The sequence below is a fragment of the Flavobacterium phragmitis genome (genome assembly GCF_900112575.1).
Classification (GTDB): Bacteria; Bacteroidota; Bacteroidia; order Flavobacteriales; family Flavobacteriaceae; genus Flavobacterium; species Flavobacterium phragmitis.
Genome location: NZ_FOMH01000002.1, coordinates 579,372 through 596,580, shown reverse-complemented (window position 1 = coordinate 596,580; position 17,209 = coordinate 579,372). Strand labels below are relative to the sequence as shown.

At 33.4% G+C, this 17,209-nt stretch carries 14 protein-coding genes; 9 read left to right on the top strand and 5 right to left on the bottom strand.

The features are described from left to right. Positions 1–391 precede the first annotated feature (391 nt). The gene (locus BM289_RS05465; protein WP_091491485.1) at positions 392–757 is read right to left on the bottom strand and encodes a T9SS type A sorting domain-containing protein; all 366 of its coding nucleotides are present in this window, start codon (positions 755–757) and stop codon (positions 392–394) included. Positions 758–1,206: 449 nt separating this feature from the next. Between BM289_RS05465 and BM289_RS05460 the strand changes: the two genes are divergently transcribed. The 3 genes from BM289_RS05460 (at position 1,207) to BM289_RS05450 (ending at position 3,730) form a co-directional block, all read left to right on the top strand. Then, entirely contained in the window at positions 1,207–2,079 is an 873-nt protein-coding gene (locus BM289_RS05460) for an AraC family transcriptional regulator (protein WP_091491483.1), read from the top strand. A gap of 171 nt (positions 2,080–2,250) precedes the next feature. Continuing rightward, a complete protein-coding gene (locus tag BM289_RS05455; protein WP_091491481.1) occupies positions 2,251–3,120 on the top strand; it encodes an alpha/beta hydrolase in 870 nt (289 codons plus the stop codon). Between the two features lie 91 nt (positions 3,121–3,211). After that, positions 3,212–3,730: a hypothetical protein gene (locus tag BM289_RS05450; RefSeq protein WP_091491480.1), complete on the top strand. Its 519-nt coding sequence runs from the start codon at positions 3,212–3,214 to the stop codon at positions 3,728–3,730. Positions 3,731–3,800: 70 nt separating this feature from the next. Here BM289_RS05450 and BM289_RS05445 read toward each other — a convergent pair whose 3' ends face one another. Together BM289_RS05445 and BM289_RS05440 are read right to left on the bottom strand one after the other, a co-directional pair. After that, on the bottom strand, positions 3,801–4,772 hold the full coding sequence (locus BM289_RS05445; protein WP_091491478.1) for a TerC family protein: 972 nt from the start codon (positions 4,770–4,772) through the stop codon (positions 3,801–3,803). A gap of 342 nt (positions 4,773–5,114) precedes the next feature. Continuing rightward, complete coding sequence (locus BM289_RS05440) at positions 5,115–6,131, bottom strand: glutamine synthetase beta-grasp domain-containing protein (protein ID WP_091491476.1); 1,017 nt, start codon at positions 6,129–6,131, stop codon at positions 5,115–5,117. A gap of 428 nt (positions 6,132–6,559) precedes the next feature. Between BM289_RS05440 and BM289_RS05435 the strand changes: the two genes are divergently transcribed. The 3 genes from BM289_RS05435 (at position 6,560) to BM289_RS05420 (ending at position 10,879) form a co-directional block, all read left to right on the top strand. Beyond that, positions 6,560–8,749 (top strand): glutamine synthetase III family protein, encoded by a 2,190-nt coding sequence (locus BM289_RS05435; RefSeq protein WP_091491474.1) that lies wholly within the window; start codon positions 6,560–6,562, stop codon positions 8,747–8,749. Positions 8,750–9,166: 417 nt separating this feature from the next. Beyond that, positions 9,167–10,345 (top strand): AIR synthase related protein, encoded by a 1,179-nt coding sequence (locus tag BM289_RS05425; RefSeq protein ID WP_091491470.1) that lies wholly within the window; start codon positions 9,167–9,169, stop codon positions 10,343–10,345. A gap of 177 nt (positions 10,346–10,522) precedes the next feature. After that, positions 10,523–10,879, top strand: a complete 357-nt coding sequence (locus tag BM289_RS05420; RefSeq protein ID WP_091491468.1) for a hypothetical protein — start codon at positions 10,523–10,525, stop codon at positions 10,877–10,879. A 93-nt stretch (positions 10,880–10,972) separates the two neighbouring features. Here BM289_RS05420 and BM289_RS05415 read toward each other — a convergent pair whose 3' ends face one another. Next, positions 10,973–11,596 (bottom strand): M949_RS01915 family surface polysaccharide biosynthesis protein, encoded by a 624-nt coding sequence (locus tag BM289_RS05415; protein ID WP_091491467.1) that lies wholly within the window; start codon positions 11,594–11,596, stop codon positions 10,973–10,975. 128 nt (positions 11,597–11,724) lie between these two features. On the opposite strand from BM289_RS05415, the gene BM289_RS05410 reads away from it, so the two are divergent. The 3 genes from BM289_RS05410 (at position 11,725) to BM289_RS05400 (ending at position 15,132) form a co-directional block, all read left to right on the top strand. Continuing rightward, entirely contained in the window at positions 11,725–14,058 is a 2,334-nt protein-coding gene (locus BM289_RS05410; protein WP_091491465.1) for a GH92 family glycosyl hydrolase, read from the top strand. A 51-nt stretch (positions 14,059–14,109) separates the two neighbouring features. Then, entirely contained in the window at positions 14,110–14,472 is a 363-nt protein-coding gene (locus tag BM289_RS05405) for a hypothetical protein (protein WP_091491464.1), read from the top strand. Between the two features lie 216 nt (positions 14,473–14,688). Next, on the top strand, positions 14,689–15,132 hold the full coding sequence (locus BM289_RS05400; protein WP_091491462.1) for a hypothetical protein: 444 nt from the start codon (positions 14,689–14,691) through the stop codon (positions 15,130–15,132). A gap of 162 nt (positions 15,133–15,294) precedes the next feature. On the opposite strand, the gene BM289_RS05395 is transcribed toward BM289_RS05400, so the two are convergent. Beyond that, entirely contained in the window at positions 15,295–17,151 is a 1,857-nt protein-coding gene (locus BM289_RS05395; protein ID WP_091491460.1) for a M61 family metallopeptidase, read from the bottom strand. Between the last annotated feature and the right edge of the window lie 58 nt (positions 17,152–17,209).

The window sequence follows — 17,209 nt, the reverse complement described above, 5'->3', positions numbered from 1 at the left end:
CATTGAGTTAAAGATTTATTTGCAAATTGTAGGAAATTTTTAAGTTGCTGAGATTCTAAGATACTAAGGTTCTAAATTTTTAATTGTATTTTGTGTTTATACCACAAAGATGCGCAAAGAAAAAAACGCAGAGATTTGCAAAGCTTAAAATAACTTTGCGAATCTCTGTGAAAAAACTTTGTGAATCTTTGTGAAAAAACTTTGTGAATCTTTGTGTAATAAACTCTAAAAAACTTTAGAGCAAAAAAAAACGGCTCAGTAACCACAAAGAGCCGTTTTTAAAACTTTTGAAAGTTTTTAACTTACTAACTATCTAACCTCACTTTTTATACTGTATTAGAGTATAAAATTTTAAGTGCCGTGAAGAATTGCACTTAACCTTACTATTTTCTTAGTTTAGAGAAGTAGTTCCTTTTGAAGACAAAACAGAACTTTTCGCATCTACCGTAATATCGTATTTTACTTTTTTGTAATTATCAGCAACTTCTAAAATGTATTTTCCTTGTGGAAATTCTTCTAAACTGAAAGTTCTTAAAATTCCATCTTTACCAGATGCATTTTCAGTATAGATTAAGCTACCATTTGTATCATATATACTGATAACTGCTTTTTGAAGTTGGTTAATACCAAAAGCAATTACCTTGCCATTTCCTTTTAACACATGAAGATTTAATGCTTCATTTCCATCAATTGCATAAGTACTAATTCCTGTTAGAAGTACTGCACATACTAAACTTAATTTCATAATCTTTTTCATATTCTGTAGTATTTAAATTCTTAGTTCATTTCTCTGAGGCAAAGTTAGAGCAGCAGTTGTGTTATTTTAACAACTATATTTTCCAATTTATGTGCTATATTCTCATTTACGAAACCGTTATAGGTTAAAATTTGATTTAAATCTTATGTTTTTGTTAATTTGATTGTTTTTCTTCAAAGTTTTGCAATAATTGAATACTTCTTAAATTTTCCGTTTTTCTTACAAAAATTAACGTATTTGTATTTATTCAGGTTTTAAATACGATTATTGAAAAAAATATGGAGAAAAAAAATGAGACGTGAAAAAAAAGTCGGTTTTGGTGTGAATTTTTCAGTGTTAATAACGTTATTTTAATGTAAAATTCTCATTTACGAAACCGTTGTAGGTTAAAAATTAGATTATTTTAGGTGTTTTTGTTAATTTTGCTATTATTTTTTAAAGAAATTATCATGAAGACAATTGCCCCAGCTCTTGAAGTGATAACTAATTCATACGGAAGTTCTTTTACCTATACCAAACACGCCGAAAAGACCAATAGTAAAGCTCATTTATGGCATTATCATCCAGAGATTGAGTTGGTTTATGTAAATGGCGGGGCAGGAAAAAGACAAATAGGAAGCCATGTTTCTTATTATACCAATGGTAGTTTACTTTTAATAGGAGCCAATTTGCCCCATTGTGGATTTACAAATGAAAATACGGGAAATACAAATGAAACCGTTATTCATATTAAACCTGAATTTTTAGGGAACGATTTTTTTATCGCTCCAGAAATGAAAAAAGTTCAGAATATTTTAAAACAGGCTAAAGGCGGTATCGCTTTTGGAGGTGAAACGAAAAAAAGAATCGGAAAGAAAATCGAAATGATGGAAAATGAACCGCCATTTCAGAGATTGCTTACCCTTTTAGGAATATTGGACGAATTAGATTCTTCTACAGAATCAACGATATTAAATGCTGATGGTTTTTCATTAGAATTGCAGACTCAGGATAACGATCGTATGAATGTGGTTTTCAATTTTGTGAAAGATCATTTTCAGGAATCTATTTCGATAGACGAGGTTTCGAGTCTGGTAAGTATGACTACGCCTTCTTTTTGCCGTTATTTTAAAAAGATTTCCAACAAAACATTTACGGAGTTTGTAAATGAATATCGTTTGGTTCATGCTTCCAAACTTTTGGCAGAACAGCCAATGAGTATTAACGAAGTGTGCTACGAAAGCGGATTTAATAATTTCAGTCACTTTAGTAAATCGTTTAAACAATATACAGGTAAAAGCGCATCGCAATACCGTCATGAGCATAAGATAATAATTAGCTAATTTTTTAAGCTTAGAATTTTTTTTAGCCACGAATTCACGAATTTTTATTTAATATAAATTCGTGAATTCGTGGCTATCTTTTTTGAACTCAAAAGCAGGTCGGATTTTTCATATATTCTATTCTAAAAAAAAGGTATATTTACAAACCCTAATCAGAAAAAAAAGATCAAAATGAAGAAATTTAAAATGCTCTTGTCTGCATTTTTGCTTTGTCTTACCACCATGACATATGCGGCAAAAGTAGACACTTTACAAGTTGCGAGTACCGCCATGGGTAAAACTTACAAAGCGGCGGTAGTTTTACCAAATTCTTATGCTAAAAGCAAAACGGCATTTCCGGTAATGTATTTATTACACGGCGCTTACGGACATTTTAGCGACTGGTTGAAAAATACGCCAAACAAAAAACTGGTTCATAATCTGGCAGACCAATATAATATGATTATTGTAATGCCGGAAGGAGAGACGTTTAGTTTTTATTTGGATAGTCCGGTAAACAAAGAAAGTCAGTTTGAGACTTTTATTACTCAAGAAGTAATTCAGAAAGTAGATAAAACCTATAAGACAATTGCCAATAAAAACGGAAGAGTCATTACAGGTCTTTCTATGGGTGGACACGGCGCTTTGTATTTATCAGCCAGACATCCAGAATTATTTTGTGCGGCCGGAAGTATGAGCGGTGCAGTGGATATGAGTACAATGCTGAACAGAGATTCGTCTGCTCAGGTTGTGAAATTGATGCAGCCCGTTTTTGGAGATAAAAGCGGTAACACCGAATTGTATGAGCAGAATTCTGTGTTAAGAATGGCAGATAAATTGAAAGCAAACAAACTGCCTCTGATTATAGATTGTGGTGTTGATGATTTTTTAATTGAACCAAACCGAGAATTACATAGAAGATTAGTTTATAATAAGGTCGATCACGATTATACAGAACGTCCAGGAGCGCATACGTGGGATTATTGGGAAAATTCACTTCCGTATCATGTATTATTTTTCAATAAAATACTGCTTAAGAATCAGGGAATTCTAAAAAAATAAAGACTTTTTTATTCTAAAATAAACCGAATTACTTTTTTTGGTTTAATTTTTGGAATATCTTTATAGTATAATCCTTTAAAAAATAAAAATTATGAAAAAGATACTTACACTATTCGCTGTTGTTGGAATGATGGCGTTTTCGAGTTGTGAAGGGCCAGAAGGGCCTCCGGGACAAGATGGTTTAATTGCAGAAGTGTTTGAACTTCAAAATATAAATTTTGATTATAATAATGCAGATGGTTATAATATTTATAGAAAATTAACGCCTAATATTTTTAATTCTGATGTTGTTTTAATTTATAGATTAGCGGGAACAATTGATGCAACAACTCCTGTTTGGCAACAGATTCCAAGAACGCTTTATTTGAATCAAGGAGAGCTTGACTATGATTTCGATTTTAGTAGAGAAGATTTTACAATCTATGCAAGAGGAACTTATGATTTGGCTTTAACGCCTGATTTAATTAGAAATCAGACCTTTAGAATTGTAATTGTTCCAGGTGCTTTTTCTACCACAAGTAAATCGGTTAGTAAACCTGATTATTCTGATTATTATCAAGTTATAAAACAGTATAATATTGATGATAGTAATATTAAGGTGTTAAAATGATAAAAAAAACATAAAAAAAAAAGGAAATCGAAAGATTTCCTTTTTTTATGAATATATGTTTCAAGAATAATTATTCTTCGCTTGACGAATCATTTAAAACTTTTTCTTCTCCAAATTTTAAAGAAACTAAAATTCCAACTAAAAGAGAAAGTGCAATAAATCCTAAAGAAGCCCATTCTGGAACGTGGAAGAAATCATGTAATAACATTTTTAATCCAACGAAAGCTAAAATCGCTACTAAGCTGTATTCTAAATAACTGAATTTTGCTAACATATTGGCCAAGAAGAAATACATAGAACGCAATCCAAGAATCGCAAAAATATTAGAACTAAATACTAAAAACGGATCTTTGGTTATGGCAAGAATTGCCGGAACACTATCCACAGCAAATAAAACGTCCATCACTTCAATAACAATTAAAGCTACAAATAATGGAGTAGCAGCTTTCTTTGCAGTTTTGGTCGAAATGAAAAATTTCTCTCCATCCATTTCAGATGTAATCGGCATCACTTTTCCTAGTGTTTTGTAAACAAAAGAATCTTTCGGGTGAAAATCTTCTTCTTCTCCTGAAAATAACATTTTCACGGCCGTAAATATTAAGAAGATTCCAAAAACATAAGTGGTCCATGCGAATTTGTTAATCAGCATCACACCAAAGAAAATCATTAAACCGCGGAAAACAATGGCGCCTAAGATTCCCCAGAACAATACACGGTGCTGGTATTTCTGCGGAATTTTGAACGAAGCAAAAATAATGGCAATGACAAAAATGTTATCAACGCTTAATGAAAGTTCTATAAGGTAACCTGTTATAAATTTCATTGAAGCGGCCATTGGCAACAGTTTGTCTGGATTTTCGATATAATCCGTTGTGTACAGCCAGTAAATTACTCCTGAGAATAAAAAAGATAAAGTAACCCAAACGAGAGTCCATTTGCTGGCTTCTTTAGTACTAATAATATGTGGCGTTTTGTTAAAGACACCAAGGTCTAAAGCAAGGATAAAAATTACAGCAAGTAAAAAGAGTGACCAGACTATCATAAATTGTTTTTTTAAATGATATACAAAGATAAGTTTTGAACTTTAACTTAAAAATTAAATTTAGTTTTAAAGTTAAGTAATGTTTGTTATTTGTAAAATGTTAAGTGTTATAAAGTTATGAGGTTTTTTAAGTTGAAATTGATAGGTTTGGCGTTTAAATGAGATATGTTTTCTGTTATTGTAGAACTTTGTCAAAGTTTCAAACTTTGACAAAGTTGGTATCGTTGGACTTTTTAAACCCGACAGGTTTCTAAAACCTGTCGGGTTTGATTTGATATAGCTAAAAAAAAGTGCCAACAAGTAATGCTGGCACTTTTTGAATAATATATTGTAAGCTTAAAATTATAGCGCTGATTTAACAGTTTTGATAATTCTAGCAGCAATTTTGTAAGGGTCTCCGTTTGAAGCTGGTCTTCTGTCTTCCAACCAACCTTTCCATCCTTTTTGAACAGTCATCAAAGGAATTCTGATAGAACATCCTCTGTCTGAAACTCCATAAGAGAAATCGTGGATTGAAGCAGTTTCGTGCTTACCAGTTAAACGTTGATCGTTGTAAGCTCCGTAAACAGCGATGTGCTCAGCTGTAACAGGACGGAAAGCTTCACAGATTCTTTCGTAAGTTGCTTGGTCTCCACATGTTCTTAATACAGTGTTAGAGAAGTTAGCGTGCATTCCAGAACCATTCCAGTCAGTATCTCCTAGAGGTTTTGGGTGATATTCGATGTAGTAACCATATTTCTCAGTCAAACGGTCTAATAGGTAACGAGCAACCCAGATTTCATCTCCAGCTTTTTTAGCTCCTTTAGCGAATAATTGGAATTCCCATTGTCCGCAAGCAACCTCTTGGTTGATTCCTTCAAAGTTGATTCCAGCAGCGATACATAAATCAGCATGCTCTTCAACTAATTTTCTACCGTGAGTGTTTTTTCCACCTACTGAACAGTAGTACATCCCTTGTGGAGCAGGGTATCCTCCAACTGGGAAACCAAGTGGAAGTTGTGTTTTAGTATCCATGATGAAATACTCTTGCTCGAATCCGAACCAGAAATCATCATTATCATCATCAATTGTGGCTCTACCGTTAGATGGGTGCGGCGTTCCATCAGCATACATAACTTCAGACATTACTAACCATCCGTTAATACGTGTTGGATCTGGATAGATTGCAACAGGAACTAATAAACAGTCAGAAGATCCACCTTCAGCTTGTTTCGTTGACGAACCGTCAAATGACCAATTTCCAAGTTCTTCTAATGTTCCTTTGAAATTTTCGTGCTCTTCAACTTTAGTTTTACTTCTAAGATTTTGAGTTGGTTCATATCCGTCTAACCAAATGTACTCTAACTTAATTTTAGCCATAATAATATAAATTTATTTTTTTTGTTTTTTCGCTGGGTCAAATATAGATTTATTTTTTTAGTCCTAAAAATTAGGGGGCTATTTTGTTTTAGGAAGTACTATTTTTTAGAGAAGCGCAATTTTGTCGGGGGTATATTTTTAAAAAAGTAATTTTTGACGCTGTAAAAAAATAAATTCGTAAAAAAAACGTACTGTTTTTGAATTTTTGGGTTAAGGAATTGTCAAAAAATGTTTATTTAATGGATAGTATTGAGGTATTTTGTTATATTTCTTTACAACGACTTCATTATTCTTTAAAAAAGGGGATTTCTGTTGAAAAATCCTTTTGTTAAATTCTCTGTTTTTAGTTTAAAACAGGGATTTTATTTCTTTATATTTGCAGATCATTTTTTATATGAAAAATAATACGAATTTTTAAAATTATAATCATGTCAACATTACGTTTCCAAGCCCTAAAAGAAGCTTCAAACAGAAAGCCGGTACATTTTGAAGAAATCGACAGAAAGTCTAGTCTATTTGGTTCAAATGTGTTTAATGAAAAAGCAATGAAGCAATACTTAACTTCTGACGCCTTTAAAGGGGTTAGAGATGCTATTCAACACGGAACTAAAATTGACAGAAAGCTGGCAGACTACATTGCGATGGGTATGAAAGAATGGGCTCTTGCAAAAGGAGTTACACATTATACACACTGGTTTCAGCCTTTAACAGGAACAACTGCAGAGAAGCACGATGCTTTTTTCGAAACTTCTTATGACGGAAGTGATCCTGTAGAAAAATTTGGCGGTGCACAATTAGTACAACAGGAACCAGATGCATCTAGTTTCCCGAACGGAGGAATCAGAAATACATTCGAAGCAAGAGGTTATACAGCTTGGGATCCAACTTCACCAGCTTTTATATATGGTACAACTTTATGTATTCCAACTGTTTTTATCGCTTACACAGGTGAAGCTTTAGATAATAAAATACCTTTATTAAGAGCATTATCTGCAATTGATGAAGCAGCTACAGAAGTTTGCCGTTATTTTGATAAAAATGTAAAAAAGGTAACTGCTACTTTAGGTTGGGAACAGGAATATTTTTTGATTGATAAAGCATTGGCAAATTCCCGTCCTGACTTGATGATGACAGGAAGAACTTTGTTGGGACATACTTCTGCAAAAGGACAGCAGTTAGATGATCACTATTTCGGATCGATTCCTACGCGTGCGCTTACTTATATGAGAGATTTAGAACAGGAATGTATGTTGTTGGGAATTCCAGTAAAAACACGCCATAATGAAGTTGCACCAAATCAGTTTGAGTTGGCTCCGATTTTTGAAGAGACAAACTTAGCGGTTGATCACAACTCTTTATTAATGGATGTAATGCAGAGAGTAGCAGAGCGTCATGATTTTAAAGTATTATTCCATGAAAAACCATTTAAAGGGGTAAACGGATCCGGAAAACACAATAACTGGTCGTTGGCAACAGATACGGGAGTTAACTTATTAAGTCCAAGCAAAACGCCAATGAGTAACTTACAGTTTTTGACTTTCTTTATTAATACGATTAAAGCGGTTAATGATAACGAAACTTTATTAAGAGCTTCTATTGCAACTGCAAGTAACGATCATAGGTTAGGAGCAAACGAAGCGCCACCAGCGATTATGTCTGTTTTCATCGGAGCGCAGTTAACAAAAGTTTTGTCTGAGTTAGAAAGTGTAACCACTGGAAAACTTTCACCAGAAGAAAAAACGGATCTTAAATTAAATGTTGTTGGAAAAATTCCAGACGTATTATTAGATAATACAGATCGTAACAGAACTTCACCTTTTGCTTTCACAGGAAATAAATGGGAATTTAGAGCTGTTGGATCCAATTCAAACTGTTCCAATGCAATGACAACTTTAAATGCTATTGTTGCCAAACAGTTAATTGACTTTAAAAACGAAGTAGAGAACTTGATTGAAAATAAAGACATGAAAAAAGACGATGCGATTTTTAATGTCTTAAGAGAATATATCAAACAATCTAAAAAAATCCTTTTTGAAGGCGACGGTTACAGCGAAGCTTGGGAAAAAGAAGCAGCGAAAAGAGGTTTAAGCAACTTTAAAACAACTCCCGAAGCGATTAAAGCTAAGGTTTCTAAACAAGCTTTGGACTTATTTGAACAGTTAGGAATCTTTAATCACGTTGAAGCGGAAGCACGTTACGAAATTGAATTAGAAGAATACACTAAAAAAATTCAGATTGAAGGAAGAGTTTTAGGAGATATTTCTAGAAACCACGTAATCCCAACTGCGATTCGTTACCAAAATACATTAATTGAAAATGTAAAAGGATTAAAAGAAATCTTCGGAAAAGAGTTTGAAACTCTTGCAAGAGAGCAGATCGTTTTAATAAAAGAAATTTCTGGCCATATTGAAGGAATCAATTCGAAAGTATTGGCAATGACTAATGAAAGAAAGAAAGCCAATCAATTGACAGATGCTCAAAAAATGGCAGAAGCGTATTGCAATAAAGTGAAACCGTATTTTGATGAAATCCGTAATCACTGTGATAAATTGGAATTATTAGTAGATGATGAAAGCTGGACATTAACTAAATACAGAGAGTTATTGTTTATGAAATAATTTTCTATTTCATTGTATTAAAGCCTGTTTCCATGCGAGACAGGCTTTTTGTTTTTAGTAATTTGAAAAAATAGAAAGTAAATTCCTGTTTTTATTTTTTGTGAATTTCGAAGTTCATCGGGATAGTCTTACAGTTTGTCGAAAAGATGCTAAGTTGTTGAAAATATGTGGGTTTGCTTAGTTGCTGTTTTAATAAGTTTTCTAATTTTGGTTATGATTTTGAGACTAAATCAATTATTTCAAAGAAGTTTTGAAAAGATAAAAATAGCAAGCCAAAAGCTTCATAACCAATTTTATTTAGGGAAATCGGCGGAAGAACCCATTCTGCCGATTTTTTTTATGAATCAAATAATCGAATAAGTCAAAGAATTAAAAAAAGGGATTATCTTTGCACCACATCAACACAAACTAATTTTCATGAGTTCAGATTCTAGCAAAAGGTACGCGCAAAGAGGTGTTTCGGCATCAAAAGAAGATGTACACAACGCCATTAAAAATATTGACAAAGGTTTATTTCCGCAGGCTTTCTGCAAAATTGTTCCCGATTATTTAACGCAAGATGCAGAACACTGTTTGATCATGCATGCTGATGGAGCAGGAACAAAATCATCTTTGGCTTATATGTATTGGAAAGAAACTGGAGATCTTTCTGTTTGGAAAGGAATCGCTCAGGATGCCTTAATCATGAATATTGATGATTTATTATGTGTTGGAGCAACTGATAATATCTTGCTTTCTTCAACTATTGGTAGAAATAAAAATTTAATTCCAGCTGAAGTTATCTCAGCAATCATCAACGGAACAGAAGAATTAATCAACGAATTAAAATCTTTTGGTGTAACCATTCATTCAACAGGGGGTGAAACGGCAGATGTTGGAGATGTGGTTCGTACTATCATTGTAGATTCTACCGTAACTGCTCGTATGAAACGTTCTGATGTTGTAGATAATGCTAATATCAAAGCAGGTGACGTAATTGTAGGTTTGGCTTCTTTCGGACAGGCAACTTACGAGAAAAGCTATAACGGTGGAATGGGAAGTAACGGATTAACATCGGCACGTCATGATGTTTTCGGGAAATATTTGGCTAAAAAATACCCAGAAAGTTATGATGCCGCTGTTCCAGAAGAATTGATTTATTCAGGACAGGTAAACTTAACTGATGAAGTTGAAAACAGCCCAATCAATGCAGGTCAATTAGTCCTTTCTCCAACCAGAACTTACGCGCCAATTATCAAGAAAATTTTAGATAAATATACTCCAGAAGATATTCACGGAATGGTACACTGCAGTGGTGGTGCACAAACTAAAATTTTACATTTTGTAAAAGACTTACATGTTATAAAAGATAATTTATTTCCAGTACCGCCATTGTTCAAATTAATCCAAGAGCAATCTAAAACCGATTGGAAAGAAATGTATCAGGTTTTTAACTGTGGTCACAGAATGGAATTATATGTTCCTGAAAATATCGCGCAAGATATTATTCAAATTTCAAAATCATTCAATGTAGATGCTCAAATCGTAGGTAGAGTAGAAGCTTCTGATTCTAAAAAACTTACTATTACTAGCGAATACGGAACATTCAATTATTAAAATAAATTAACCATATAAGTGATATAAGTTCATTTTAAGTAGGTTGGTTTTATTGTCAGGCTGAGCGAAGTCGAAGCCTTTTTTTGATTTGACCGCCTTCAATTTTGTTCAGGATGGAATTGATTTTGAAAGCACTTATATTTTCTTATATCTCTTATATGGTTTAAAAATATTACTATGTACGAATTACTTTTTTGGAGATATCTAGACGAAATTTACCTGAACAATCAGGAAGTTTATGAAGCGCTTATTGAAAAACAAGAAGTAGAAGGTTTAGCCATTCTTCAAACAGAAGTAATTGTAAATAGAATCAATTCTGTTTTTTCAGACTGGGAAAGAGTGGACGAAAACAGCTGGAAAAATCAAAAAGGAAAAGGAGCTTTCCAAGTCATCACAACACCGCAAAGCGTAAAAATTGACTGTTACGGCACAGAAGGAAAAACCATGAATAAACTAGTAGAGATCATGGAAGAATTCAAATGTCCACTTTACGATCCGCAAGTTCCGGAACGTTACGATGAAATGAGTGAGTAGGTTTTTGTTTCAGGTTTCAAGTTTGAAGTTTTTTGGTATTTGGACTCTAGCGATAGCGAACAGACGAAGTAATTTTTAAATTTGGAATTTAATCTAACCGTCTTTCAATAGTAAATTCTGTTCTTTTCTAAGTTTTACCACTAACTGATCAATAGATGTTTTGATTTTCTGCGGGAGCGTATTCCAATTCTGGTCTTTTTTGAAACTTCTGCAATAATCTAAGTCACATTCGACTGCGCGGATTACATATTTTTTGTTTTTGTAAACCGTAATAATTTTTACACGTCTTATTTCTCCGTATTCCGTTTTACTTCCATATACAATAACGGGATCGATATAACCATCTCCATCAAGATCTGTAGTAGTGCAGTATTTTGTCCAAAACCAAATATTTGTTTCTTTCGGATCGTAATCTTCTAATAAATCATTAATTCGCCATTTTTCAAGAAAACCGCCGTGATCATTTACTACACAAATAGCTTGTATTTTGGTATTTAAAGTATCTTTTTCAGAGATTTTTTTTTGATTTTCGCCTAAGACCAATTCAAAAACACCGCCTTTATCCTGAAATTCAATAGCTCTGTAAATAGGAAAATCAGTTGTGTTTTCCAATTCTCTTTCATGGATTTCTGTTTTGGTAAGTTTACGGCTTTCTGTTTTTTGAGAAAAAACAAAGGTAGAATACAAAGAAAACAGAAGTAAAATATACTTTTTCATTTTAGGGCTATACTTTTAATATATCAAAGATATTTAAAACCTTTTGAGCGGCATTAAAATTATATTTTTTAAAAACAGTTTTTGTTGTATTTTTCTGAATTAAAACAAAAAATAAGAAGAACGATAAAATGATTACAATTATCCACAGAAATTTTCTTTTTGGAATATCTCTTTTAATGCTTGGTTTTGCGCCTAATATAAGTGCACAGAAGAAAGTAAATGAAAAAAGAAACCTGATTCAGTACGTTGATCCAATGATTGGAACAGCGAGAATGGGACATACTTATCCTGGTGCAACCGTACCTTTTGGAAGCGTTCAGTTAAGCCCGGAAACCGATACGATTGCTTACAGCTTAAACGGAAAATATAATGGAGAAGTTTATAAATATTGTGCCGGATATCAATATGAAGATAAAACAATCGTAGGATTCAGCCACACGCATTTCAGCGGAACGGGGCATTCTGATTTAGGTGATTTTTTAATCATGCCTACAACAGGAAAACTACAATTAAATCCGGGTGTTGCTTCAAAACCTTTATCGGGTTATAGATCGGCATTTTCGCATGCAACAGAAAAAGCAGAACCAGCATATTACAGCGTTTTTTTAGAAGATCATAAAATCAAAGCAGAATTGACGGCAACAACACGGGTTGGAATGCATCAATATACTTTTCCAAAGTCAGATGAAGCACATATCATTTTGGATTTAACTTCTGGAATTTACAATTATGATAAGAAGAACGTTTGGACTTTTGTGCGAGTAGAAAACGATACTTTGATTACAGGCTATCGCCAAACCAATGGATGGGCGAGGACCCGAACTGTTTATTTTGCCATGTCTTTCAGCAAACCAATCAAAAGCTACGGACAAGCGGCACAAGAAAAAAGCGTTTACAGAGGTTTTTGGGGAAGATTTGATCAAACCAAGAATTTCCCTGAAATGGCAGGACAAAACTTAAAATTGTTCTTTGATTTTGATACCAATGAAGGAGAAAAAATTAAAATCAAGATGGCTTTGTCTCCAGTGAGTTCTGCAGGTGCTTTAGAAAATATGAAAAAAGAAACTCCTGACTGGGATTTTGAAAAAGTAAAAAAACAAAGTCAGGAAATCTGGAACAAAGAATTGAATAAAATTCAGGTAGAAACGATTCAAAAAGAAGATTTGGTTAATTTCTATACTGCGATGTATCATGCCTTTCTTGGGCCAACAGAATACATGGATTTAGACCGAAATTATAAAGGTTTGGACATGAATGTTCACAAAGCAGAAAACTTTACCAATTACACCAGTTATTCGCTTTGGGATACTTATCGCGCTTTGCATCCTTTCTTTAATATTGTCCAGCCAAAACGAAATGCGGATATGGTTAGTTCCATGCTGGCACATTCTGATCAGAGCGTACATAAAATGCTGCCAATCTGGTCACATTATGCCAATGAAAACTGGTGTATGATTGGCTATCATTCGGTTTCTGTTGTCGCAGATGCAATCGTAAAAGGTAATATTAGTTTTGATGCAGAAAAGGCACTTCAAGCTTGTGTCAATACTGCAAAAGTTCCATATTACGACGGATTAGAATATTATATGAAACAAGGTTACGTTCCTGAAGATAAAAACGGAGCTTCGGTTTCTAAAACTTTGGAATATGCTTACGATGACTGGGCAATTGCTCAAGCGGCAAAGAAACTTGGAAAAACAGATGTTTATAATGAATTTATTAAGAGATCTGAAAACTATAAAAATGTTTATGACGCGAAAATCGGTTTTATGCGCCCAAAATTAGCTGATGGAACTTTTAAAAAAGAGTTCGATCCTTTGGATACCCATGGACAAGGTTTTATTGAGGGAAATTCGTGGAATTACAGTTTGTACGTTCCTCATAATCCATTAGAAATGATTAAAATGATGGGAGGAAACGATCAGTTTAAAGTTCGTTTAGATTCGTTGTTCAATATGCATCTTCCAGACAAATATTTTGAAAATACAGAAGACATTACCAGAGACGGAATCATTGGAAATTACGTTCACGGAAATGAACCTTCTCACCATGTTGTGTATTTGTACAATTGGACAGATTCGCCTTGGAAAGCACAGGATAAAATCAGAATGATTTTGAAAAAGATGTATCGTAACGGAGCAGATGGTTTAGGAGGAAATGATGATTTCGGACAAATGAGTGTCTGGTATATTTTCAGCAGTTTAGGCTTTTATCCTGTTGCACCAGGTTCTGATGAATATGCTTTGGGAAGCCCGCTGGTAAAGAAAGGAACTTTCAATTTAGAAAACGGAAAAAGCTTTGAAGTCGAAACAGTGAACCAATCCGATAAAAATGTATTTGTGAGCAAAGTTCTTTTGAACGGAAAACCTTTAGACAGACCATTTTTAAAACATGAAGATGTGATGAATGGAGGAAAAATTACGTTTTATATGAGTAATAAGCCTAATAAAAGTAAATATTAGTGGCTAAGATACTAAGGCGCTAAGTTTTTTACCAAATAAAGAATTCTTAAAATGGAAGAAATAATAATCGAAGATGTATTTTCTTGGATGGATGGCGGGACGATAACTTTGAAAATGAGAAAACAACAATCAGAGTTGTATGAAATTGAATTTGTTCAAAAAATGATATTGGAGAAAGGAAAAAGAGACCCTGATAGACGGGCCCCAGGTAGTCTTTTACTGGACAATGAAGAAGTTGAAATTAGGTCACCGCTAGAAAGACAGCTTCTTTTAGAAATTAAAATTGCTGAATTTGGAGCGGGGATTAATGTAAAAGAAAGAGATTCTATTAAAAAAACAATATTAGAGGCTATAGATTTTGTGGAATCGGAAGATTATATAATCGTTGCAAAAAAAGTAGGACGTATAAAGTGAAAAATAAATATGACAAACCTAACAGGTTTTTATAACCTGTTAGGTCTTTATATTAAATGTCACCCTGAGCGAAGTCGAAGGGCTTTTATAACTTAAAAAGGACTTCGACTTCGCTCAGCCTGACAAAAGGATACATTAATTAATATAATTTGTGAATTCGTAGCGAATAACAAAAAAACTTCACGAAATTTGCACTTCAAATAAAGACAATCCAATATGAAAATAAATTTAAAATCAGGAATTGATAAACTGCTTTTCGGAATGAAGCAGCATGATGTAACAGCGGTTTTAGGAAAACCTGATAAAAACTATAAAGACGAAGATGAAAACGTGATTTTTGTGTACAATGCACTTAAAGCACGATTGACATTTTATCAGGAAGAAGATTTTAGATTAGGTTATATCGTAGCTTCAAGTAATAATCTGGAAGTTTTTGGATTCAAATTAATCGGAAGAAAAATTGAAGATGTAAAGAAAGATCTGGCAACAAAAGGAATCACAAAATACAATCAGGAAACTTTTGATACTTTCGAAAACTACTTCAACGAAGACAATTGGTTTATTCTGCAGACAGAATTTAATGAGGTTGTAAAATTCGAAATTGGAGCAATCATAAATGATAAAGATGAATTTGACTGGAGATTTCCCGTAAAGAAATAATCTCAATTTTGTCATCCTGACGAAGGAAGGATCACACAAGAAACTCCACAAAGTATAGCGGATAATCTTTGTCGATTTGCGAGTGTGATCCTTCCTTCGTCAGGATGACAAACAAAAAAACCGACAATCACTTGTCGGTTTTTTTTATGTCTTTAAAAGAAATTATCCTTTTAACCATGCATTTTTAAGTTTCTCTTTTGAAGCATCAGTAGCTTTAAAAGTTTCAGCTTCTTCGTAAGGTAATTTTACAGTTCCTTTTATAGTTTCTTCTTTTGTACCACGCTTAATTTTTAAAGTGATTGGATCATTTTCTTTCCAGTTTTCACTTTCAGTAATCAAATCATAAATATTGTCCAAATTGTATGATTTGTTATTCACAGTTAGAATTTTATCACCGCCTTTTAAGTTAAGATTTTTGAAGAATTCAATTGATTCTGATTCCGGACGAACAGCAATTTCTTTTGTCGCTTTGTCTATAGTAATATTTGGAATCTGTCCTTTAATAAATGGATTTCCAGTTTTTTTCGTAGTTGTTTTTGTAACACCTACTTTTGCTAAATAGAAATCGTAAGGAATTGGAGTTGTTCCAGCAACATATTTGTTTAAGAATTCTCCAACTTCAGGATATGTTAATGAAGTGATTTTTGCAAAAAGCTCATCATCGTTAAATGGTTTTTCAACACCATATTCGTTAGATAATTTGTGCATTAAATCCAAAATACCTCTTTCTCCGTTGCTTTTCTCTCTGATGATGATATCAATGCACATTCCAATTAAAGCTCCTTTTTGATATACATTTAAGTATTGATCTTTATAAGGTTGTTCCAATACATTTTTACTCATAACAGTAAATGACATTGTATCATTTAATTGTTTAGCCTGCTCAATTTTATCGGCAATACGATTGTAGAAATCAGCTTCATCAATCAAACCTTGATTGATTTGGAAAAGGTTTGCAAAATATTCTGTAACTCCTTCATACATCCATAAATGCTCAGACATTTTTGGCGCATTATAATCAAAATACTGAATTTCTTTAGAGTGAATAGTCAATGGCGTAACAATATGGAAGAATTCGTGAGACACTACATCTTTCATTGTTTCTACCAATTTTTCTTTAGGCATAGATTCCGGTAAAACTACCGTTGTAGCAGTTGGGTGCTCTAAAGCTCCAAAACCATGAGCATCGTCTTTTGCCATACTAGATAAATATACTAAAACACTGTATTTTTTAGTAGCATTTACCGGGCCCAAGAAGTTTTTCTGAGCAGTCATCATGGTTTTCATTTCCGGAGTAATGCTTTCTGCGGTATATTTTCCTGTTGGAGAATAAACAGCAATCAAGATGTCCATTCCGTTTACATTAAATGTAGTGTAATCCGGTTTAGAATACATAATCGGATTTTCTACTAAAACTGCATAACGAGGAGTTTTAAATACGTCAGATGTATTGCTTGCATCTTCGTCTGTCATAGAAGTTGCTCCCCAAAGTGTTTCAGGATGCGTAATAGTAACTTTGTAAGGAACATCTAATTTATCTTGGAAATAACCTACAAAACCATGTGTATTTACCATGAAGTTTTTGCCAGCATCAATGTTTGTTCCCGCAGGAGAGAAAACATCGTCGTTTCCAAATCCCGTTCCCTTTTCAGTATCGAATGTATCGTTTACTAAATAAGTAATTTTTTTTAAAGTTTTTGCATTTGAGATTGACCAAGAATTATCGTCAATTCTTTTAACGGTAAGTGGATTTCCTTTGGCATCAAAAGCTTTGAAATCTTCAGAGTATTTACCGTAGTTATCTGTCGAATAAGTTCCAGGAACAGTTTTAGGAATACTGTAAACAATTTCGTCTGTCTTAATGGCTGGCGGAGTAACAGTAACTAAAACTTTGTCGTCTTTTACGTCAGTTAAATTAATGTTCACTTCTACTGTATTGCTTTTAGCGGCTCCAGTGCTACCTGTTTTACAGCTCCAAAAGGTTACCGCTAGAGCTAAGGCGTAAAGTATTTTCTTCATTTGTCTATGTTTAGTTAATTGTATTTGACACAAAAAGTATCGAAAAGTTACTAAAAAA